The 21,911-nt window shown below is 56.4% G+C and carries 18 protein-coding genes and 1 CRISPR repeat array; of the genes, 13 read left to right on the forward strand and 5 right to left on the reverse strand.

Annotation, left to right across the window (positions count from 1 at the left end; all coding sequences use genetic code 11):
* Positions 1-307: 307 nt before the first annotated feature.
* Genes DXX3274_RS02480 through DXX3274_RS02490 form a run of 3 tightly spaced genes read right to left on the reverse strand, consistent with a single transcriptional unit; the run spans position 308 to position 3,143 of the window.
* A complete protein-coding gene (locus DXX3274_RS02480) occupies positions 308-1,522 on the reverse strand; it encodes an MFS transporter (RefSeq protein ID WP_042858387.1) in 1,215 nt (404 codons plus the stop codon).
* Positions 1,523-1,531: 9 nt separating this feature from the next.
* On the reverse strand, positions 1,532-2,827 hold the full coding sequence (locus DXX3274_RS02485; protein ID WP_042858389.1) for a dTDP-4-dehydrorhamnose 3,5-epimerase family protein: 1,296 nt from the start codon (positions 2,825-2,827) through the stop codon (positions 1,532-1,534).
* A gap of 52 nt (positions 2,828-2,879) precedes the next feature.
* The gene (locus DXX3274_RS02490) at positions 2,880-3,143 is read right to left on the reverse strand and encodes a hypothetical protein (RefSeq protein WP_042858390.1); all 264 of its coding nucleotides are present in this window, start codon (positions 3,141-3,143) and stop codon (positions 2,880-2,882) included.
* A gap of 943 nt (positions 3,144-4,086) precedes the next feature.
* Here DXX3274_RS02490 and DXX3274_RS02495 point away from each other — a divergent pair.
* The 11 genes from DXX3274_RS02495 to DXX3274_RS02545 all read left to right on the forward strand — a co-directional run bounded on the left by DXX3274_RS02495 (position 4,087) and on the right by DXX3274_RS02545 (position 16,133).
* Complete coding sequence (locus DXX3274_RS02495; protein ID WP_050569788.1) at positions 4,087-6,831, forward strand: CRISPR-associated helicase/endonuclease Cas3; 2,745 nt, start codon at positions 4,087-4,089, stop codon at positions 6,829-6,831.
* A gap of 548 nt (positions 6,832-7,379) precedes the next feature.
* Entirely contained in the window at positions 7,380-8,915 is a 1,536-nt protein-coding gene (gene casA, locus DXX3274_RS02500) for a type I-E CRISPR-associated protein Cse1/CasA (RefSeq protein WP_042858391.1), read from the forward strand.
* A complete protein-coding gene (casB, locus tag DXX3274_RS02505; RefSeq protein ID WP_042858392.1) occupies positions 8,908-9,573 on the forward strand; it encodes a type I-E CRISPR-associated protein Cse2/CasB in 666 nt (221 codons plus the stop codon). The genes casA and casB overlap by 8 nt, the downstream gene beginning before the upstream one ends.
* On the forward strand, positions 9,570-10,631 hold the full coding sequence (gene cas7e, locus DXX3274_RS02510; RefSeq protein ID WP_042858394.1) for a type I-E CRISPR-associated protein Cas7/Cse4/CasC: 1,062 nt from the start codon (positions 9,570-9,572) through the stop codon (positions 10,629-10,631). The genes casB and cas7e overlap by 4 nt, the downstream gene beginning before the upstream one ends.
* 7 nt (positions 10,632-10,638) lie before the next feature.
* Positions 10,639-11,373 (forward strand): type I-E CRISPR-associated protein Cas5/CasD, encoded by a 735-nt coding sequence (gene cas5e, locus DXX3274_RS02515; protein ID WP_042858395.1) that lies wholly within the window; start codon positions 10,639-10,641, stop codon positions 11,371-11,373.
* A complete protein-coding gene (gene cas6e / locus DXX3274_RS02520; RefSeq protein ID WP_042858396.1) occupies positions 11,373-12,020 on the forward strand; it encodes a type I-E CRISPR-associated protein Cas6/Cse3/CasE in 648 nt (215 codons plus the stop codon). The genes cas5e and cas6e overlap by 1 nt, the downstream gene beginning before the upstream one ends.
* 13 nt (positions 12,021-12,033) lie before the next feature.
* On the forward strand, positions 12,034-12,957 hold the full coding sequence (gene cas1e / locus DXX3274_RS02525) for a type I-E CRISPR-associated endonuclease Cas1e (protein WP_042858397.1): 924 nt from the start codon (positions 12,034-12,036) through the stop codon (positions 12,955-12,957).
* Positions 12,954-13,247, forward strand: coding sequence for a type I-E CRISPR-associated endoribonuclease Cas2e (gene cas2e / locus DXX3274_RS02530; protein ID WP_012883104.1), 294 nt, complete (start codon positions 12,954-12,956; stop codon positions 13,245-13,247). Before cas1e ends, cas2e begins: the two co-directional genes overlap by 4 nt.
* 84 nt (positions 13,248-13,331) lie before the next feature.
* A CRISPR array of direct repeats spans positions 13,332-14,276; the repeat unit is 29 nt; unit sequence GTGTTCCCCGCGCCAGCGGGGATAAACCG.
* A 142-nt stretch (positions 14,277-14,418) separates the two neighbouring features.
* Positions 14,419-14,880 carry a helix-turn-helix domain-containing protein gene (locus tag DXX3274_RS02535; RefSeq protein ID WP_038917616.1) on the forward strand — a complete coding sequence of 154 codons (462 nt, stop codon included), beginning with the start codon at positions 14,419-14,421 and terminating at the stop codon, positions 14,878-14,880.
* The gene (locus DXX3274_RS02540; RefSeq protein WP_042858398.1) at positions 14,880-15,455 is read left to right on the forward strand and encodes a putative toxin-antitoxin system toxin component, PIN family; all 576 of its coding nucleotides are present in this window, start codon (positions 14,880-14,882) and stop codon (positions 15,453-15,455) included. Before DXX3274_RS02535 ends, DXX3274_RS02540 begins: the two co-directional genes overlap by 1 nt.
* A 225-nt stretch (positions 15,456-15,680) precedes the next feature.
* On the forward strand, positions 15,681-16,133 hold the full coding sequence (locus DXX3274_RS02545; RefSeq protein ID WP_042861814.1) for a YhbP family protein: 453 nt from the start codon (positions 15,681-15,683) through the stop codon (positions 16,131-16,133).
* A 108-nt stretch (positions 16,134-16,241) separates the two neighbouring features.
* Here the strand turns inward: DXX3274_RS02545 and nrdG are convergent, their stop codons facing one another.
* Positions 16,242-16,706: an anaerobic ribonucleoside-triphosphate reductase-activating protein gene (gene nrdG / locus DXX3274_RS02550; protein WP_038917620.1), complete on the reverse strand. Its 465-nt coding sequence runs from the start codon at positions 16,704-16,706 to the stop codon at positions 16,242-16,244.
* A 98-nt stretch (positions 16,707-16,804) separates the two neighbouring features.
* Positions 16,805-18,943, reverse strand: coding sequence for an anaerobic ribonucleoside-triphosphate reductase (nrdD, locus tag DXX3274_RS02555; protein WP_042858399.1), 2,139 nt, complete (start codon positions 18,941-18,943; stop codon positions 16,805-16,807).
* Between the two features lie 378 nt (positions 18,944-19,321).
* Here nrdD and DXX3274_RS02560 point away from each other — a divergent pair, with 378 nt between their 5' ends.
* Together DXX3274_RS02560 and DXX3274_RS02565 are read left to right on the forward strand one after the other, a co-directional pair.
* On the forward strand, positions 19,322-20,230 hold the full coding sequence (locus tag DXX3274_RS02560; protein WP_042858400.1) for a homocysteine S-methyltransferase family protein: 909 nt from the start codon (positions 19,322-19,324) through the stop codon (positions 20,228-20,230).
* A gap of 138 nt (positions 20,231-20,368) precedes the next feature.
* On the forward strand, positions 20,369-21,910 hold the full coding sequence (locus tag DXX3274_RS02565) for an ABC transporter substrate-binding protein (RefSeq protein WP_042858402.1): 1,542 nt from the start codon (positions 20,369-20,371) through the stop codon (positions 21,908-21,910).
* Position 21,911: the final 1 nt, after the last annotated feature.

A 21,911-nucleotide genomic window follows, 5' to 3' on the forward strand; every position in this document is an offset into this window, starting at 1 on the left:
GTATTTTAGTCCAATGAACCCGTACCACACTGAAATCAGGTACGGGTTTATCAACGTTGATAGTGTGGGGGCTCTCTATACCCGTCATACTTCAAGTTGCAGGTGCGTTGGCTGCGTTACTCGGCCCATTTCATGGGCCCCGCCCCTTCGGGGCCGCTGCCAGCAGCGTTCAAATCGGCTTACGCCAATTTGTCACTCACCCCAGTCTCTTACTTGAGTAAGCTCCTGGGGATTCGCTCGATTGCCGCCTTCCTGCAACTCGAATTATTTAGGGTATGGTCGTGGGGGTGTTCATACACAACGCTATTTAAGTAGCTTGGGGAGCATCTGGTTTCGCTTCGGGTAACATCATCCTTCTATATAGAAAAAATCCGGCTCCTGAGGAAATAACGATGCCGATAGCCATTAAAAGATAAACAAACTGTGTTGAATCGCCTGCGATATATAAGAGCAGACCGATAAGCGGGAGCACCGACTGGTTTAATAAAACGATCAATGACGATGTACTGGCAAACATGGCTGGATTGATAACTTCAATACGTATCATGCGACAAATATTTCCAGTAAAGACTTTACCTATAATTGATAATGCATAACAACCAATAAAGACGATAAACGATCCCTTAAATGCTATCAGTGATATTGAGCTGGAAGCTATAATCATAACAGCAAGCAGTAAAAGCACTTTCCTGCCGATTAGCGGTCTTAAATAACTGTAAAAATAAGTGCCTAAAACCCCGCAGAGACCGGCGGCAACATCTATCAAACCGAAATATTTGACGGGAAGGTTCATCCCCCTTTCAATTAAGGCCGCACCGCTTGATTCAACCAGACCATCAAACATGTTATTACCTACTGCCAAAAAAATGGTAAAGATAAGTATCGGTGTTGAAAGAAGATAGAATGCACAGTCTTTTATGCTATTTTTACTATCATTTGGCGCGGTTGCATACTGTTTAATATCAATGGCTGAAGAACTTAGGTTTTTCTTTTCGAGGAAAAAGAAAACCGCGTTCATGATATAAAATACACAGGGTAAGATGAGTGCTATCCTGAATCCGTAGTCAATTAATAACATACCCATAAGCGGGCCGACTATCATGCCTAAAAAATCCATTCTTGAAATCAGGTTGGCGTGATGTTCTTTAGCCTTACTGAGTGATGACACTAATTTTTCGTATGTAATAATCGTTTGGGAATTACCAATTGATATAATGCTCCCAATGATTCCAAATGAGACAGCTATCATCAAGTTGGATGAGAATTCTGTCAGTGCCAGAAAAACGCATCCCGCTGATTTAATGACATCAGACATGATAGATAATGGACGAATGCCCAGTTTATCAATAAACGTCCCGACTAACGGAATAATAATTACCCTGGGTAACCACCATAGGGCATATGATAATCCTGCATATCCAATACTTCCGGTAAGTTGATAGACAATAACGGGCGTCAGAAAAACCATCAGTCCATCTGCTGTTAAAACTAAAAACAACATAAAAAAGAATGGGGCGTTCATAGGTGACCTTTATACTTTTTCCTTTAAGAGGACCTTAACATACTTTCCTGAGCTTTCATCAAAAACAATGACAGACTTTGGCGTGTTATGTGTGGGTTTTTCACGAGCAATTTCCTTTTGTTGAGAAACCAGAAATTCATAGTACGCGGCATCAGCCTCTACATCATTCACGCTGTAGCTCATGTATTCCCTGTTATTGATTGGCCAGTCGATAACATCATGACCGGGGATATACTCTTTATCGTGATGGAGAAATATGATGGGCCGGTTGACGGTAATGATATTCGCCATGTTGAATAAAGCATGTGCAACCCCACAGGGTATGACTAATTCTACATTAGGGTGAGGTGTGAATGTTAATTCCTCTTCAACGAAAAGAGTGCCAGAACCTTTCCTCATATCAACCAGTTTTAATATGATTTCATGATCCATTTTGCCTAAAAAGGTTAGATGATCCTCCTGACCTAAATGTAAACCATAAGAATCAAAATCATAGTGCTCATTACCATGCTCAACAATATACATTGGAGACTTTCTGGTTAGCGGTACAATACAGCTCTCTTTTCCGGTTTTTATCGATGGAATTTCTCTGAATTCGACACCAATAATTTTCGATTGAGGCAGTTTTACTGTTGCGCTATCGTCAACTTTTTCTCTGATCCTTAGATTGATTTTACTTCCATCATCTAATATAAATTCTCTGGTTTCTGAGTGTTGGAATTTGTGTTTTTTAAGGTTTTCTTGTTGAAACTCCCCGATACGATAATAGACAATGCTGGCTGCTTCCTCGGTCATCGGGTGAAACCCAGGCACCTCTGCTGGAGAAATATCTTCAGGGATGTTTATCACATCATTTCCTGGCGACCAGCTCAGGTTAGCACTGGATAATATGTCAAAATCTGGAAGGAAGAGTGTATATGAATTTAGCGTGAAGATATTTTCCAAATTATGGAAAGTATGAGCGACACCAGGCGGAATGATGAGGGTCTTTGAGGACGATGGGTTGATGTTAAATGTTAAGGCTTGCCTGAATGTCGGCGAGTCCACCCGGCAATCAATAAACTTAGCCAAAATGACCTGGTTTTCATTTCCCAGGAATGTGAGTGTATCTTGTTGTCCTAAATGAATACCATATTGTCCATATTTAAACTCACTCTCACCGTGAAATACGATATTTATTGGGTAGGTTGTTGCAAAAGGTACGACAAATGAATCCGATTTACCATTATTAACTCTCCAGCGAGGAACCCAACGGAGTCCATCGATAGTTATTTTCTGGTTAATCGCATCAATTTCATTGTTCATTTAACGGCCTCTCCAATAAAATCGGGGCAATCATAAAGATTGCCCCTGGTCATCAGATATTCACGATTTCAACATCGTACCCGGCACTTTTAGCGCTTTTCATCAGCTCGCTGAGGCTGCTGGTATTCAACTGTGCATACTTATCGTCTGCCGGCGCATTTTTGATGCCAGCTAAATAAGCGAGTTTATCAAAAGCAGCCGATGCGGTTGCTTTCGTCTGTAAAAGCATATCGGTAAAACTATTACCCTCTACATCGTTGCTATTAACCATTTTCGGTGTTTTATACAGACTCGCGATTTCGTTAGCTTTGCTCATAAAAAACCTCACTTCCTATTGAATGGTTTTAATAAATGCAGGTGAATTGTTAATGAGATGTATTGCAATATCATCTCGATAGCATGAATATCATTAGTTAAGTTAAACTGTCAACGAGGAAAGTAACGAATAAGAAAAAATGATTAAAATCAGTTTATACGAATTTTGATATGTAAATAATGTAATTACGTTATATGCAATGATTTTTTTTGTGATTAGATTTTGTGTGTCGATTTTCTTATCATAGTGGCAATATGACGTTGATCAGAAACAGCATTATATACCCTAAATAATTCGAGTTGCAGGAAGGCGGCAATCGAGCGAATCCCCAGGAGCTTACTCAAGTAAGTGACTGGGGTGAGTGACAAATTGGCGTAAGCCGATTTGAACGCTGCTGGCAGCGGCCCCGAAGGGGCGAGGCTCATGAAATGGGCCGAGTAACGCAGCCAACGCACCTGCAACTTGAAGTATGACGGGTATATCATTTCTATGACTCACCCACAGTGAGTAAAACGGTTGATAATTCGCCTTGAATTTCGGATTTACCTCCCGCCAATATTGTGTTTATGGATTTTGTACGCCGTTCAGGTGTTCGCCATACGGATGAACCGAGTTGGACTTTACTTGCTGCCAGGTAAACCGCATCAAAAAGCGAGGGGGGATCGTTTTTGATATTGGCAGGAAATGTGCTACGGCATTAGCACTGAGTTTTGTGGGTAGCTCTCGGGCTGAAGAGTGAGACCCGTGAAATGGGTTGAATAACGCAGTCAACGGAGCCGAAAAAATAAGCATGAAAGATATAACTTATAGATATTATTACTTCGATAAGTAAATTGACGGTTTTGTTAAGTCGCTTTTTTATTTATAAAAATTATCTTGTCACCGCCTATTTGTTTTCCATACTTAATAAATAGTCACGTGTTTTTAGTGGTGAGGTAAGCCGATGCCCGAGGCAGTCCATTCGGAACTGTTGTCTGAGTCCTATTTTCGTTACTGGGGAAAAGCCCGAACGTTTTCCAATAACGAAAACGGCGCGCCTTATCATTTATTGCCTTATCACTGTCTGGATGTGGCGGCCTGTGGCTATTGGCTGGTGAAAAATAACCGTTTTCATGTCCGTGACCATTTGCAGGCGTTGGGACTGGATGAAGAGTGCGCCGCATTATGGCTGGCCTGGTTTCTGGCCTGGCACGATATCGGCAAGTTCGCCCGTGGTTTTCAACAGCTCTACCAGAACCCTGCCGCGCCGCTGGTGCGTGGGGCGGGGCAGGCTTATTCAATGCGCCATGACTCGCTGGGGTTGTGGTTGTGGCGTTTTAAGCTGCATGACAACTGGCGAGAGCAAACGAACTGGTTGCCCGCCGCATCCCGACCGGAAAAACTGCATTACGCGATGGATATATGGTTGCGGCTGGTATGCGGCCATCATGGACAGCCGCCGCTGGAAGAGGACAAAGGTGCGCTGGCTTTCCATCCTGACGATATTCTGGCCGCACAGGCTTATCTGACCGATCTGCACTCCGTGTTTCCTGAACTGACGGCATTTCCCGATGGTTTTAGCGACAAAAACTGGCGTGTGTTGTTGCAACAGAAAAGCTGGCCGCTGGCAGGCAGCGTGGTACTGGCGGACTGGCTTGGCTCATCGCAGGACGATTTTCCCTACCGAGCTGATCCGACGCTGACGCTGGCGCAATACTGGCGGCAATGCGCGTTGCCGCAGGCCGAGCTGTCGGTTTCTCGTCTGCCAGCGGCCGCTATGGCTGCGCCGTTTAAGGGAATGCGCAACCTCTTTCCCTTTATCACCCGGCCGACGCCGTTGCAGCAGCAGGCGATGACGGTCGAGATTGATACGCCCGGCCCGCAGCTGTTTGTGCTGGAGGATGTCACCGGGGCGGGCAAAACCGAAGCCGCGCTGGTGCTGGCGCACCGGCTGATGAGCGCCGGTCGCGGCGACGGGCTGTATGTCGGCCTGCCGACGATGGCGACTGCCAATTCCATGTACCGGCGGTTGGCGAAGGCGTATCGCGCCTTGTTCGACGAAAGGGATGCGCCATCGCTGATGTTGGCGCACGGCGCGCGCGACATGGTGACGGATTTTCGCCTGTCGCTATGGGGGCCAGCGCAGGCGGGGCAGATGCGCTACGGGCCGGATAACGAAGACAGCGCCAGCGCCGCCTGCAATCAATGGTTTGCCGACTCGCGCAAGAAAGCGCTGCTGGCGGATGTCGGCGTCGGCACGCTCGATCAGGTGCTGATGGCGGTGATGGCGTTTCGCCACCAGTCGCTGCGGCTGCTGGGGCTGGGCGGAAAAATTCTGCTGCTGGATGAGGTGCACGCCTACGATGCCTACACCGGCCGTCTGCTGGAAAGCCTGCTGACCTTCCACGCCAGTCAGGGCGGCAGCGCGATTATTCTCACCGCCACGCTGGCGGCATCACAGCGGGAACGGCTGGTGCAGGCGTTTTGCCGGGGGATGCAGCAACCGCCCGGCCGTCTGGCGGAGCAGGCCGGGTATCCGTGGTTTACCCAGGTTAACGCGCAGGCGCTGCGGGAGTGGCCGGTGGAAACCCGCGCCGAAGTCCGGCGTACGGTGGCGGTTGACTGGTTATCCCGCCAGTCGGAAGCCCTCGCGTTGATTCGCAAGGCGGTGGCTGCCGGGCAGTGCGTCTGTTGGATTCGCAACACGGTGGATGAGGCCGTCGACGCCTGGCTGCAGTTGCGCCAGTGCCGCGAGATAACGCCGGACGATGTGCTGCTGTTCCACAGCCGGTTTGCGTTTTGCGACCGCATGGTGATTGAAGACACGGCGGTTGAGCGCTTCGGCAAACACAGCACAGGCGCGCAACGGCGCGGCAAGGTGCTGATCGCCACCCAGGTGGTGGAGCAGTCGCTGGATATTGATATGGATGTGATGATAAGCGATCTCGCGCCGGTGGACTTGCTGATTCAACGTGCCGGTCGCCTGCAACGCCATATTCGCCGGGCAGACGGTAGCGGTAAACAGCCGAACGATACCGCACCGCTGAGTGATGAGCGCACTCCGCCGGTGTTGTGGATTCTGGCACCGCAATGGCAACCCGAGGCCGGTTCTGACTGGCTGGGAGTTGAGTTGAGCGGTACCGGTGCGGTGTATCAGCATCATGCGGTGTTGTGGCGCACACAGGCGATATTGCGAGAACGCGGCGCGCTGCGCATGCCGGAAGAGGCGCGTTTGCTGATAGACAGCGTTTATGAGCAGCGCATACCGGCTCCGGCGGCGCTGGAAGAGCGTGGTTATCAGGCTGAAGGGAAAAGTCTGGGTGACCGTACCATCGCGTCGCAGTCGTCGCTGGCGTTTGAGCTGGGGTATTGCGCCGCCGCCGGTCAGCGCGGCTGGAGCGATGACGCCGAGCTGTTCACCCGCTCAGGCGAGGCATCGCAGGATGTCTATCTGGCCTGGCGCACTGACGGCGATGATTCACTACCACGACCCTATGCCGGCGAGGGGGAATTTGGCTGGGAGAAAAGCCGCCTGTCGGTGCGCCAGCGCTGGTGGCAGCAGCATGAAAAACAGTGGCCGACCTTACAGGGCGACGCGCTGGAGCGCTTCCGGCAACACCTGCACCGCCCCGGCGCCGAATTGCTGTTGCTGGCGCCGGGTGAAGCGGCAGATTACTACCATGCAGATATGGGACTAGTTGCACGGTAGTCAGTGCATGATGAATTTGATAGCCAAGTAATCAGATTGTTGAGAACCCTTCTGGTTGCGCGCCATAGCCTTTTGTGGCGTATCAAAACTGTGCTGAGGTGGGCGACTTCGCCGGGTGAGCCGCATGGACGCGGCGAAAGTCCGTGTCGCGCTGGGAGCGCGTCACGGGCGGCCCGGACAGCGAAGTCGAACGCCGAAGGTAGCGCGTAGCGCCACAGTTTAGCCACCAGCCAGAGGTCAAGGAGAGGCGGCGTTTGAGCCTCTCCTTGTTGGGCGTGCGACGGGGTTGCAAAGGAACAACCCGGTTATCACGCACGAAACGTTTCACTGTTCCGACATAAATTTGTCTGTAATACGACCATGGAGCTGTGTGTCCACAGCCTCAAGGTAATACGACTGTTTTTCCACAGTCTTTTTACTGCGTTAGCAGTTTTGTCCACCGGGAAACATCGGTGCCACTGGCGCGAACTCTGGCCGCGCCGGGGCAGAAAACAATAACAGGAATCATGACGACCTCATGGATGAGGCCTTACTGAAGAGGTAGGTTCATGTTTTCACTGATTGATACACCCTGGTTACCCGTAGTGGGCGCGGACGGACACCGCACCCACATTTCTCCACGGCAATTGGCCGACGACCGGATTATCGATCTGGCGTGTCCACGGCCCGATTTTCAGGGCGCGGCCTGGCAACTGCTGATCGGCCTGTTGCAAACCGCCTATGCCCCATCAGATGAGGAAGACTGGGAGGACATCTGGCGCGACGGGCTGGGCGCAGACTGGGTGCACGCGCTCGACTCGCTGGCGCCGGCGCTCAATTTTGGTGCCGACAAGCCCGCGTTTATGCAGGATTTTTCCCCGCTGGATGCCGACAACAGCCCGATTTCCGGTTTGCTGATCGATGCGCCGGGCGGCAATACCCTCAAGCTTAACAAAGACCACTTCGTCAAACGCGGCACGGTGAACGCCATCTGCCCGCACTGCGCCGCGCTGGCGCTGTACACGCTGCAAACCAACGCGCCGTCGGGCGGGGTGGGGCACCGGGTCGGCGTGCGCGGCGGCGGGCCGATCACCACCCTGCTGATGCCTTACGACGCGCAAAATCCGGTGCCGCTGTGGCGCAAACTGTGGGCTAACGTCACGCCCGGCGAACGCGGCGAGTGCGTGGCGGCGGTATTCCCCTGGCTGGCGGCCACCCGTACCAGCGAAGGCGATAAAGATAAGGTGACGCCGGAAAACGCACACTGGTTGCAGGCGTTCTGGGGCATGCCGCGTCGTATTGAACTGGATTTCGGCCACACCGAGGCCGGGCATTGCGACCTGTGCGGCGATAAGTCGGACCAGCTGCTGACGCACTACCGCACCAAAAACTACGGCGTACAGTACGAACACTGGCAGCACCCGCTGACGCCGTATCGCCTGTCGAACAAAGACGGCATGTTGCTGTCGGTAAAAGGCCAGCCGGGCGGATTGTCGTACCGCGACTGGCTGGGGCTGGTGATCGGCTCGCAGGACGCGCTCAACCAGACACTGCCCGCCCGCGTGGTGGGCCTCAACCAGCAACGGGCACCGTTGCTGCACAAGGTCGGGCTGTGGTGCTTCGGCTACGACATGGACAACATGAAGGCGCGCTGCTGGTACGAACACCATGTGCCGGTGTGGAAAGAGCTCCCCCCGGCGGTGCACGATTACCTGCCGCTGGGCTTGCAGATGGCCCACGAGGCTCAGCAACTGCTGCGCCAGTCGGTGAAGGCGGCCTGGTTCCGACGGCCGAAAGAGGTAGGCGGCGATTTCAGTATTATCGACGTGTCGTTCTGGCAGGAAACCGAACAGTTTTTCCGCCAGCTTTACCGTTCCATCGCCAGCGGCAAGTGCGCCATCAGCGCGCTGAAAGCCTGGCAGAACCAGCTCTACTTATACCTGATCGGCACCTTCGACCGGCTGACGTTCGGCAACCCGGACCAACAGGGCGACCTGACGCAGGCGGTGAAAGCACGCAGCGACATGGTGAAACTGTTCTACGGTCAGAAATCGATGAAGCAGTTTAAACAAATGCAACCTCAGGAGGAGGCGGTGAATGGGTAATACCGCAACGCTGCTGGTGATAGACGCATCGGCGGCGGCGAAAATCAGTGCCTGGTTTTACGCATTACAGAACCGGCATAACGACAACTACAACGGGCGGGCGGAGCGAGCGGCGTTGCGGCGCGCCGCCGCCCCTTATGGCGCGCTGACCTGTCCGGGATTTCAACGGATTGCGCGGATAATGGCGTCGCAAATCGGTGATAAGGAGCATCGCCTGCTGGCGGTGGCGATATTCGCGGCGGTGGCGGCTCATGCGGACGAGCATAACGGCAAGAAAAGTTTCGCTGCGCAACTGGGGGAAAAGGTCAGTGCCGGCAGCGACCGGCGCTACCTGTCCGAGCTGCGCTTTGAGCGCCTGCTGCGGGCGCAGACGCCGGAGGAGCTGTGCCGCCTGCTGATCCGCGCCGTCACGATCCGCGGCAGCGACGGAGTGAATCTGCCGTCGCTGGCCGACGGCATTCTGCTGTGGATGGACGAATGGTACGACCGGCAGCACAACCTACCGGCACAACCCAATCCGTTAAAACGCAACGCGGTGCGCTGGGCTTGCGAATACAACCAGACGTCGCTGGAACCCGCGCCGGATGACCCGCCGTCAGCCCATACCCCCAACGAACCGACCGGAAATCACCCGACCGACAACAAGGAACCGGCATGACCACCTTTATTCAACTGCATTTTTTGACCGCTTACGCACCAGCCAACCTGAACCGGGACGACACCGGCCGCCCGAAAACCGCCATCGTCGGCGGGGTGGAGCGGTTGCGGGTTTCATCCCAAAGTATCAAACGCGCCTGGCGCACCTCCGAGGTGTTTGAAACCGCAGTGGGCGAGCACATAGGCAAACGTACCCGCCAATTGGGGCGAGTGGTGTATAAGGCGCTTACCGACGGCGGCGTGGCGACCAAAACCGCAGAAGACGCCGCGAAGAAAATTGCCGGGCAGTTCGGCAAGCTGAAAAAAGAAGAGAAAAACAGCCCCGATCCGCTGGAGAAGTTCGACATCGAACAACTGGCGCACGTCAGCGTGCCGGAGCGGGCGCGGGTGGATCAACTGGCGGATGCGCTGATTGCCGAATCCCGCGAACCCAACAGCGAAGAGCTGAAACTGCTGCGCAAAGAGGTGGCGAGCGTCGATATCGCGCTGTTCGGCCGTATGCTGGCGTCCAGCCCGGAATTTAACGTGGAGGCCGCCTGTCAGGTGGCGCACGCGCTGGGCGTCAGCGCGGTGACGGTGGAAGACGATTTCTTCACCGCGGTGGATGACCTCAACACCGGCGAGGACAACAGCGGCTCCGGCCATATGGGCGAGCAAGGCTTTGCCTCGGCGCTGTTCTATCAATATATCTGCATCGACCGCGACCGGCTGCGGGAAAACCTCGGCGGTGACGAGGCGCTGGTGCAGCGCACGCTGCGGGCGCTGGGGGAAACCGCGCTCACCGTGTCGCCTACCGGCAAGCAGAACAGTTTCGCCTCCCGCGCGTATGCCTCTTACGTGTTGGCGGAACGGGGCTCGGCGCAACCGCGCGCGCTGTCGGTGGCGTTTTTCAAACCGGTGCGCAGCGCCGAACCGCTGGAAACGGCGATTAGCGCGCTGAAAAACCAGCAGGAGAAGTTCAATCGCGCCTACGGCGCCGACGGCATGACCGACTATGTGCTGGATGTGGAAGCCGGAGCCGGCAGCCTGCCGCAACTGTTGGATTTCATCAGCCAGTGAGGGCGGCATGACTGAGTATCTGGTGTTTCAGCTTTACGCGCCGCTGGCGTCCTGGGGGGAACCGGCGGTGGGCGAGGTGCGCCATACCTCGCCGGTGCCCAGCCGTTCCGCGCTGCTGGGGCTGCTGGCGGCGGCGCTCGGCATCCGGCGCGACGACGAAGAACGGCTGACGCAATTCAACGCCCACTACCGCTTCGCGGTCAGGCCGCTTTCCCGCCGGGAGGGCTGGCTGCGTGACTACCATACCGTGCAAATGCCGCGTGAAGAACGCAAGCGGGTGCGCCACACCCGTCGCGATGAGCTGTGTTCAGACCCGGCGCAAGGGCTGGAAACGCTGCTGACCGCCCGCGAATACCGCTGCGACGCCTACTACCACGTGGCGGTGAGCGCCACCGACGGCGCGCCGGTCACGCTCGCGCACCTGGCCGACGCGCTGCGCACGCCGGTGTTCCCGCTGTATCTCGGCCGCAAAAGCTGCCCGCTGGCGTTGCCGCTGGCGCCGCACCTGTTCAGCGGCTCGCTCCCTGAGGTATGGCAACAGGTTGACGGGGCGCCGTTGCTAAACGACCCCGATCTGCGGTTCATCAACCAGCCGGACGGCACCTGCTACTGGGAAGCGGGTGAGGATGTGGCGGCGGACGGGGTGATGCAGGTGTTGCGCGACGACCAGCCCGCCAGCCGTCGGCGTTGGCAATTTACCACGCGGGTACAGTATCGCGGCGTGCTGAAAGGAGGTCAGTGATGTTCTTTTCCCGGGTGACGCTGCAACCGGCGGCGCTGTCATCGGTGATGGCGGACAAGTGGCAGACCTCTCCGGTCTACGCCAGCCATCAGTGGTTGTGGCAACTGTTCCCGCAGGAAGCGCAACGCGGTTTTCTGTTTCGGCAGGACGACCATGCGACGCTTAGCCGCTATTACCTGCTCTCGGCCTGTGCGCCCCGGCAGGATCACAACCTGTTTGTGGTGGAAACCAAACCCTGGCAGCCACAGCTGAGCGTCGGGATGCAACTGGCGTTTTCTCTGCGCGCCAATCCGGTGGTGACGCGCCAGCGTCAGCGGAGTGATGTGCTGATGGACGCCAAATACCACGCCAAAGCGCAAGGGGCGGACAAGGCGGAGATCTGGCCGCGCCAGCAACAGGCCGCCGCTGACTGGCTGGCGCGTCAGGGCGAGCGCGGCGGGTTTGAGGTGAACGCCTGTCGCGTTGACGGTTATCAGCGTCATCGGCTGTATAAACCGCAGCAGACCGCGCCGGTCAGCTTCAGTTCGGTGGATTTCGACGGCCTGCTGCGTATCACTGACGCCGGGCGTTTTGCCCAGGCGGTCAGTCAGGGGCTGGGCAAAAGCCGGTCGTTGGGGTGTGGGCTGCTGCTGTTGCGACGCGCCTGAACGGGAGGGCTGAATGTCGTTTGTTCCGCTTAACCCGCTGCCGCTAAAAGACCGTACCTCGATGATCTTCCTGCAATACGGGCAGATTGACGTTATCGACGGCGCTTTTGTGCTGATCGACAAAAACGGTGTGCGCACCCATATCCCGGTCGGCTCGGTGGCCTGCATTATGCTGGAGCCGGGCACCCGCGTTTCCCACGCGGCGGCAAAGCTGGCGGCTACCGTCGGCACGTTGCTGGTGTGGGTGGGCGAGGCCGGGGTGCGGCTGTACGCCGCCGGGCAGCCGGGCGGGGCGCGTTCCGACCGGTTGCTGTATCAGGCGAAGCTGGCGCTGGATGAAGAATTGCGGCTGAAAGTAGTCAGACGCATGTTTGAGCTGCGTTTTGGCGAACCGGCGCCGAGTCGACGCTCGGTGGATCAACTGCGCGGCATTGAAGGCGCGCGGGTACGCCAGACCTATAGCCTGCTGGCGAAGCAGTACGGCGTGAAATGGCAGGGCCGCCGCTACGACCCGAAAGATTGGGAACGCGGCGACAAGGTCAACCAGTGCATCAGCGCCGCCACCGCCTGCCTGTACGGCATTACCGAGGCGGCGGTACTGGCGGCAGGCTACGCGCCCGCCATCGGTTTTGTCCACAGCGGCAAGCCGTTATCGTTTGTCTACGATATCGCCGACATCATCAAGTTCGAGGGCGTGGTGCCTAAAGCGTTCGAGATTGCCGCCCGTAATCCGCTGGAACCGGATCGCGACGTGCGGGTGGCGTGTCGCGATATTTTCCGCAGCCAGCAGACCTTGGCCAAACTGATTCCGCTGATTGAAGACGTGCTGGCCGCCGGTGAGATAGAGCCGCCACAGGCGCCGCCGGACGCGCAACCGCCCGCCATTCCCGAGCCGACGCCGTTTGGCGACGCCGGTCACCGGGGGCATGGCGGATGAGTATGCTGGTGGTGGTCACCGAGAACGTGCCGCCGCGCCTGCGCGGTCGGCTGGCGGTCTGGCTGCTGGAAGTGCGCGCCGGCGTATATGTGGGCGACACCTCGCGTCGGGTGCGGGAAATGATCTGGCAGCAGGTAGTGGAACTGGCGGAGCAGGGCAACGTGGTGATGGCCTGGGCCACCAATACCGAATCCGGTTTTGAGTTCCAGACCTTCGGTGAAAACCGTCGGATGCCGGTGGACCTCGACGGACTGCGGTTAGTCTCATTTCACCCTGTTGAAAATCAATAGGTTAGCGTTCTTTAACAACCGGGTAAAATCGGTGGAATTTTCCTGCCTTTAAAATGCCTTATAAAACAGGTATATACTTTTAGAGTGTTCCCCGCGCCAGCGGGGATAAACCGGTCGGTCCCCGTGGTAATTTCACCAGGTTCAAGTGTTCCCCGCGCCAGCGGGGATAAACCGCCTCCATAGTGCGCACGCTGGGTGATGCTGACGTGTTCCCCGCGCCAGCGGGGATAAACCGACGATATCCGCAGGCAGTTCAGCAGCAGATTGGTGTTCCCCGCGCCAGCGGGGATAAACCGTCCCCGATCTCAAGGCAGGCGTGTGATTGCGCGTGTTCCCCGCGCCAGCGGGGATAAACCGTGGAGAGCATGAGAGTGGGCTATAGCGAGCAGGTGTTCCCCGCGCCGGCGGGGATAAACCGCAACACTAGAGGTCGCGTCAGCGGAAATCGGGGTGTTCCCCGCGCCAGCGGGGATAAACCGTAAAGGCGTTAGTTTCATTATTCAATTCCTCTGTGTTCCCCGCGCCAGCGGGGATAAACCGAATCAATGGTTTGAATATTTTTATTAGTTGACGTGTTCCCCGCGCCAGCGGGGATAAACCGGAGCTGGATTGCGTCGTGCTGCTACTGACACAGTGTTCCCCGCGCCAGCGGGGATAAACCGCGGAGTTGCGACACAAGGCCGGTGGAGAGCTGGTGTTCCCCGCGCCAGCGGGGATAAACCGTCAATTAACTTACCCAGTCCGTTGAGGCGGAAGTGTTCCCCGCGTCAGCGGGGATAAACCGTGGATGGTGTGAAGTACAAGGTCACTGCCGAACGTGTTCCCCGCGCCAGCGGGGATAAACCGACGGCGCAAGCCCTGATGATCTGCTGGCGGGCGTGTTCCCCGCGCCAGCGGGGATAAACCGGCGAGCGTTTTCAGTCACTACTCATTGCATCAGTGTTCCCCGCGCCAGCGGGGATAAACCGTCCTTGTAGTCGCCGGTTCGACTGGCCCAGATGTGTTCCCCGCGCCAGCGGGGATAAACCATGCACCTCTGCGCTGCGGTTGCTTGTCGAACTTGGTGTTGTTTCGTTTATTTCGTTTGCTGTGCTTTTCGTTTATTTCGTATAGTCTGATTGCAACCGTTACGGTTATCACTAGACCTCAAACTGAAAATGGAATACCCAAAATGACAAACTCAATTCTTGATAGCCTGAGCCTTCCGGCACCAGGGGAGATTGAGGCGGCTGTTCGTGGACAAAGGGAGCTTGCTGCCTATCTCTCCACAAAGATGGAGACACAAAAAATCTCGATTCAGGACGCAGATAACAACACTCGTCAGGTCGAATTGCCGACGTCGGCACTGACATTATTGATGTCGATTTTAGGCGAGCTGGCTGTGGGTAACGCGGTTCAGGTTGTTCCTGTTCATGCTGAATTAACGACACAGGAGGCAGCCAACATTCTGAATGTTTCACGCCCTCACATGGTGAAGCTTCTGGAGGATGGGAAACTACCTTTTCATAAAACCGGTCGCCACCGCCGTGTGCTTTTCGCTGACCTGATGGACTATAAACACCAAAGGGATAATGAAAGCAGTAGAGCAATGCAGGCGTTGGCAGATCATAGCCAAGAGCTTGGATTGTACTGATGACGCATACACCTTATCCTGTCGTGCTAGATGCGTGCGTAATATATCCATCTCTCCTGCGGGATTTATTAATCCACTTAGGACTAACAGGGCTGTATCAGCCTAAGTGGACGGCCATCATCGAGGATGAATGGCAACGCAATCTACTGCTGAATAGACCTGATTTAACCCCGGAGCAAATCTCGCGGACACGCGAGCTGATGAATCAGGCTATTCCTGATGCGATGATTACTGGGTTTGAAGCGATCATTCCCGGCATCACGCTCCCTGATCCTGATGATCAGCATGTGGTTGCGGCCGCCGTTCGCAGTAACGCTGAAATTATCGTTACGTTTAACCTGAAAGATTTTTCCCATCCCGAGATCGATAACTTTGGCATTGAAGCGCTACACCCGGATGATTTCATCACAGACCTGCTCGATTTGAATCAGGCGCTTGTGTTATCCGCGGTAAGTAGGCAGCGTCACAGCATGAGAAAACCGCCTAAATCGGTCGATGAGTATCTTGATACGTTACTCCGGCAGAGCTTACCGCAAACAGTAAAAGAATTGAGTAAATTCCGCGCCCTGATTTAGCCTGTCTGGTGACCGTAGCGGACAATCTAATACACTGGTCAAACCACCAAAATTTCCCTTTCTGTGAAGACGTTATCCGTTTTTTCTATCAATCTCGGGCAAAATACCGGCGCAGCAGGTCTGTATTTTGCCCGGGAAGTGGCATTATGTGCAGTTCGTGATAACAGGGACTGATGCTATCCGGTCAGGCAAGGATTAACGATGTTCTACCGGGAGAGAGAGGCCGTGCAGGCAGAGAATACCCTGGGAGTCATTTCCCGCTATCTGAAGAAATTGCATGTGCTGACGCTGTGTGTCAGCGACGATGACGATTTATGGTGTGCTAACTGCTTTTATGTGTTTGATGATGAACAGATCGCCTTTTATCTGATGACGGAGCCGGATACGAGGCATGGCGAGATCATGCGGCGGTGCCCGCAGGTGGCAGGCACGGTCAATGGTCAGCCGAAGAGCGTGCTGCTGATTAAAGGCGTGCAGTTTCTGGGCGAGATCAGCCGGTTGACCGGCGATGAAGAAGCGCAGGCGCGCAGCCGCTATAACGTTCGCTTTCCGATTGCCCGCAGCAGCGGCGCGCCGGTCTGGAAGCTGTCGCTCAATGAAATGAAGATGACCGATAACGCGCTGGGGTTTGGGAAAAAGCACCTTTGGCGGCGTGATACGGTGGCGGAAACGATGTAATCGATGTCGGTTTTCCTGCCGGTTTTCCATATATGTGCCGTTTTCATCTAACGGTATCCGCGTGGTGCGATGTCTGCGCCACGCGGTTTGTCTGCGCCCGTCGCCGGCTTAGCGCAGATGGTGAATCACCTGATTGCGGCTGCCGCGCCATATCAGCGTCAAATCCCGCTGTTCCTGCACGAACCGGCCGTCCACCAGCACGTTGATCAGATCCACTATGTCGCGCTGTTCCGGCGTCAGCTCATCCAGTCGATAACCGGTCCACATCCAGATATTCTTACCGGGGCATTCGTCATGCACCCGTTTCACCAGCCGCAGGATATCGGGCACGTTTTGCGGGTGCAGCGGGTCGCCGCCCGACAGCGACAGGCCCTGCAACGGTACGTCGGTGTTTTGCAGATCGGCGATGATGCGATCTTCCATTTCCTGCGTGAAAGGGTGCCCGGAGTTCACTCGCCAGGTACTCTGGTTATAGCAGCCGGCGCACTGGTGCTCGCAGCCTGCCACAAACAGCGTACAGCGCGTTCCCGGACCATTGACCACATCCACCGGGTAGTATTGATGGTAGTTCATAGCGATTACCGTCCAAAAGGCCGCCCGCCGGGCGGCATCAGCCTAACGCCGCAGTCGTGCATGAGGCCGCGCGCCCAAAGGGAGCGCGGCGCAGACTGTCAGCCCAGTTGTCCGCTGGCAAGGTGTTTTACCCGGCGTTTGACCTCTTCCTGCTTGCCGGCGTTGAACGGACGCGCATCCGGGCTGCCCAGGTAGCCGCACACCCGCCGGGTCACCGAGACGCGCGAGGAGTCGTGGTTACCGCACTGCGGGCAGGTAAAGCCTTTGCTGGTGCAGTCGAATTCGCCGGTAAAGCCGCACTCGTAGCACTCGTCGATCGGCGTGTTGGTGCCGTAATAGGGGACTCGGGTATAGCTGTAGTCCCATACGTCTTCCAGCGCCCTGAGGTTGTGCTGCAGGTTGGGATACTCGCCGTAACAGATAAAACCGCCATTCGCCAGCGGCGGATAAGGGGCCTCAAAATCGATCTTCTGGTACGGATTGACCTTTTTCTCCACGTCGAGATGGAAGCTGTTGGTGTAGTAGCCTTTGTCGGTGACGCCGGCCACGACGCCGAATTCAGCGGTATCCAGACGGCAGAAGCGGTCGCACAGGTTTTCGCTTGGCGTACTGTACAGGCTGAAACCATAACCGGTCTCTTCCTTCCAGCTTTCGGTCGCGGCCTTCAAACGGGCGACAATCGCCACCGCTTTCTGCCGCAGGGTTTCATCATCGAACACATGAACCTGATTGCCGAACAGGGCGTTGATAGTCTCATGAACCCCGATATAGCCCAGCGAAATGGAAGCGCGGCCGTTCTTGAAAATCTCGGCGATATTGTCGTCCGCCTTCAGGCGTACTCCGCATGCCCCTTCCATATAAAGTATAGGCGCTACACGGGCTTTTACATTTTCCAGTCGCGCGATACGCGTCATCAGCGCCTTTTTCGCCAGTAGCAGCCGCTGGTCCAGCAATTGCCAGAAGCGGGCTTCGTCGCCGTGAGCTTCCAGCGCGATGCGCGGCAGGTTCAGGCTGATGACGCCCAGGTTGTTGCGGCCGTCGTGGATCTGTTCGCCGTTTTCTTCGTATATCCCCAGGAAACTGCGGCAGCCCATCGGCGTCTTGAACGAACCGGTGACTTCCACCACCTGGTCGTAATTGAGAATATCCGGGTACATGCGCTTGCTGGCGCACTCCAGGGCCAATTGCTTGATGTCGTAATTCGCATCGCCCGGTTTGTGGTTGAGACCGTCACGGATGGCGAACACCAGTTTCGGGAACACCGCCGTCTTGTGGTTTTTGCCCAGTCCGGCGATACGGTTGCGCAGAATAGACTGCTGAATCAGCCGTGACTGCCAACTGGTGCCAAGCCCAAAACCGAAGGTGACGAACGGCGTCTGGCCGTTGGCGGTGTGCAGGGTGTTGACTTCGTACTCCAGCGACTGGAAAGCGTCGTAGCACTCTTTCTCGGTACGGCTGAACGCGTAGCCTTCGGCGTCCGGAATCTGCCATTCGCGCGCCACGGCGCAGTGCTTCTCGTGGCTGGCGGTGACGAACGGCGCCAGAATTTCATCGATACGGTTGATGGTGGTGCCGCCGTAGATATGGCTGGCGACCTGCGCGATGATCTGCGCGGTGACCGCGGTGGCGGTGGAGATGGACTTGGGCGGCTCGATTTCCGCGTTGCCCATCTTGAAACCCTGCGTCAGCATGCCGTTGAGGTCGATCAGCATACAGTTGAACATGGGGAAGAACGGCGAATAGTCGAGGTCGTGGTAATGGATCTCGCCGCGTTCGTGAGCCAGCACCACGTCGCGCGGCAGGATGTGCTGTTTGGCGTAATGTTTGGCGACAATCCCCGCCAGCAGGTCGCGCTGGGTGGGGATGACCTTGCTGTCCTTGTTGGCGTTTTCGTTGAGCAGGGCGACGTTGCTTTGCTCCACCAGTCCGCGGATTTCCTGATTCAACCGCCCCTGACGCTCACGAGCCACATCGCGATCGTGGCGGTATTCGATATAGGCACGCGCCAGCTGCTTATATTTGCCGGACATCAGCAGGTTTTCCACCACGTTCTGAATCTCGCGAATATCAACGCGCGCTTTTCCCTGCACCTGCTGAGCGACGGCGCCGGCGACGGTGGCACAGTAGTCCGCATCATCCACGCCGGCAGCTTTTGCCGCTTTGATGACTGCGTCATTGATTCGGTTTTCGTCAAAAGGTACCTGACATCCGTCCCGTTTAATCACTACTGGTTTCATGTTGTTCCTCGGTGTTCTTCCTTTGTTGATGTTATCCACAGGCGGAAGCCGCGGCTGACAACGGATGCGGAGGCTGTGGATGTTCTTGTGGATAAACACAATATGTAGGTTCTTGTAAAAGGATAGACACTATATATTGAATTCGCCTGGGAGGGGACCCGGTTTTATTGCGCCGAAATTGACCTGGCTCAAGGAAATTCCAGCATCGTAGATAAATCAGTCTTGTACAAATAACGCACAAAAGTGACCGGGCGTGATGGAGCCCCGCCATCACTGGCTTGACGACAGTCTGTGCTTTTTGGCTATCAAGGCATCTAGACATCCATATAGGGTTTTTGTATGGTGGCGGGAAATTTTTTTACGCAATAAGGAAAGACGATGGCAGACAACGTTCTGATTCTGGACGGGGGAATGGGGCGTGAACTGGCACGCATCGGCGCGCCTTTTCGTCAGCCGGAGTGGTCGGCGTTGGCGCTGATGGAATCGCCGCAGCATGTGCGTCAGGTGCACGACAGCTTTATTGCCGCCGGCGCGCAGGTGATTACCACCAACAGCTACGCCGTAGTGCCTTTCCATATCAGCGAGGCGGTGTTCAACGCGCGCGGTCAGGCGCTGGCGGCGCTGGCCGGGCAGTTGGCCCGTCAGGCGGCGGATGCCGCCGCCCGCACGGTGCGTGTCGCCGGTTCGCTGCCGCCGGTGCTGGGTTCTTATCGTCCGGATCTGTTCGACGCCGCCGCGGCGACGCCGATTTTGAAAACGCTCATCGACGCCCTGAATCCCTACGTGGATGTGTGGCTGGCGGAAACCCAGAGTTCGCTAGCGGAGGTGACGCTGGTGCGCGAGCTGCTGGCGAACGATCCGCGCGAGCTGTGGCTGTCGTTTACGTTGCAGGATGTACTGGATGCCGACGGCCACGCCCGCCTGCGTTCCGGCGAAACCGTGGCGGCCGCGGCGCAAGCGGCTGCCCGCCTGCATGCCGCCAATGTGCTGTTTAACTGTAGCCGGCCGGAAGTGATGGCACCGGCGGTGGCGCAGGCGAGCGCGGTGCTGCAAGCGCAGTCCGCCAATATCGGCGTGGGCGTGTATGCCAACGCCTTCGAGCCGGAAGATAACCAGCGCGGCGCCAACGAAGGGCTGAGTCGCTTACGCACCGACACGCACCCGGAAGGTTACCTGCAATGGGCGCAGGAATGGGTGGCGCAGGGGGCGTCGCTGGTCGGCGGCTGCTGCGGCATCGGCCCGGAGCACATCGCCCGTCTGGCGCAGGCATTTCACCGTCAGTCCTGATGGCGGCGAAAAATATAACGATATGTCCCCTAAATAATTCGAGCTGCAGGAAAGCCAACGCACCTGCAACTTGACGTATGACGGGGATAATAATCATCCGTATTCATAATGGATGAACACTCACGAAGGGAACACAGCATGAATCGTCGTCATTTTATCAAGAGCGCCTGCGCCCTGTCTGTCGCCGCGGCCGCTACCGGCTGGCCGTTGAGCGCCGCCTGGGGGGCACAAGCCGGTGAACAGCCGAAAAAGGGCGGTCACCTGATTGTCGGGGTGGATAACGCCTCCAGCACCGACCGCCTCGACCCGGCGTTCTGGTTCGAGACTTATATGTACTTCGTGGGTTCCCAACTGTTCAACAACCTGCTGGAACTGGATGAAAAAGGCGAACTGACGCCGTCGCTGGCCGAATCCTGGGACAGCAAAGACGGCGGCCGCACCTGGGTGCTGCACATCCGCAAAGGCGTGCAGTTCCACGATGGCCGTGCGCTCGGCGCCAAAGACGTGATCTACTCGCTCAACCATCATCGCGGCGAGAAATCCAGCTCGTCGGTGAAAGGCTATCTGGACCCGGTAATCGCAATGGACGCCACCGGCAGCCATGAAGTGACCATCCGTCTGAGCGAGCCGAACGTGGAATTCGTCGCGCTGCTGAGCGACGTACACTTTGCCATTACCCCGGAAAACGAGAGCTTCGACAAAGGCATCGGCACCGGCGCCTTTATTCTGGAGAGCTTCCAGCCGGGCGTGCGCACTCTGGTGAAACGTAACCCGAATCACTGGAACAGCGAGCGCGGCCACGTCGACTCGGTCGAAACGCTGGCGATGAACGACTCCACCGCCCGCGTGGCGGCGCTGGTCAGCGGCTCGGCGCACATCATTAACCGCGTTAACCCGCGCATCGTCGGCCGTATCCAGAACATGCCGACCCTGCAACTGCTGCGCTCGCGCGACAGCCAGATTTTCACTTTCCCCGGCCTCGGCAATGTGGCGCCGTTCAACACCGAAGACGGCCGACTGGCGCTGAAATACGCCATCGATCGCCAGCAGATCATCGACACCGTGCTGGGCGGCTACGCCAGCGTAGCCAACGACAACCCGATTTTCCCGTCCAACCGTTACTTCGCCAAAGACATTCCCCAGCGTCCGTACGACCCGGAAAAAGCCAAATGGCACTGGCAGAAAGCCGGTTTCAGCGGCCCGCTGACGCTGTCGGTCGCCGATGCCGGTTTCCCCGGCGCGGTGGACGCCGGCCAGCTGTATCAGGCGTCTGCGCAGAAAGCCGGTATTCCGCTGAATGTGGAGCGCGTGCCGGACGACGCTTTCTGGGACAATGTGTGGATGAAAAAACCGTTCGTCTCCTCCAACTGGTCGGTGCGCCCGACCGCCGATGCGCTGTTGTCGCTGGTATTCACCAGCCAGGCGCCGTGGAACGAGTCCGCCTGGAAAGACGCCGGGTTCGACCAACTGGTGCAGGCGGCGCGCGGTGAAGTGAACGAAGAAAAGCGTCGTCAGATCTACCACGACATTCAGGTGATGCTGGTGGACAAGGGCAGCGAAATCATCCCGCTGTACGCTGACGCGCTCGATGCCTGCAGTAATAAGGTGAAAGGGCTGAGCGCCATTCCGGGCTTCCCGCTGAGCGGCAACCGCGCGGCGGAAAAAGTGTGGCTGGCCTGAG

This window comes from Dickeya sp. NCPPB 3274, assembly GCF_000406205.1.
In the GTDB taxonomy this organism is placed as follows: domain Bacteria; phylum Pseudomonadota; class Gammaproteobacteria; order Enterobacterales; family Enterobacteriaceae; genus Dickeya; species Dickeya fangzhongdai.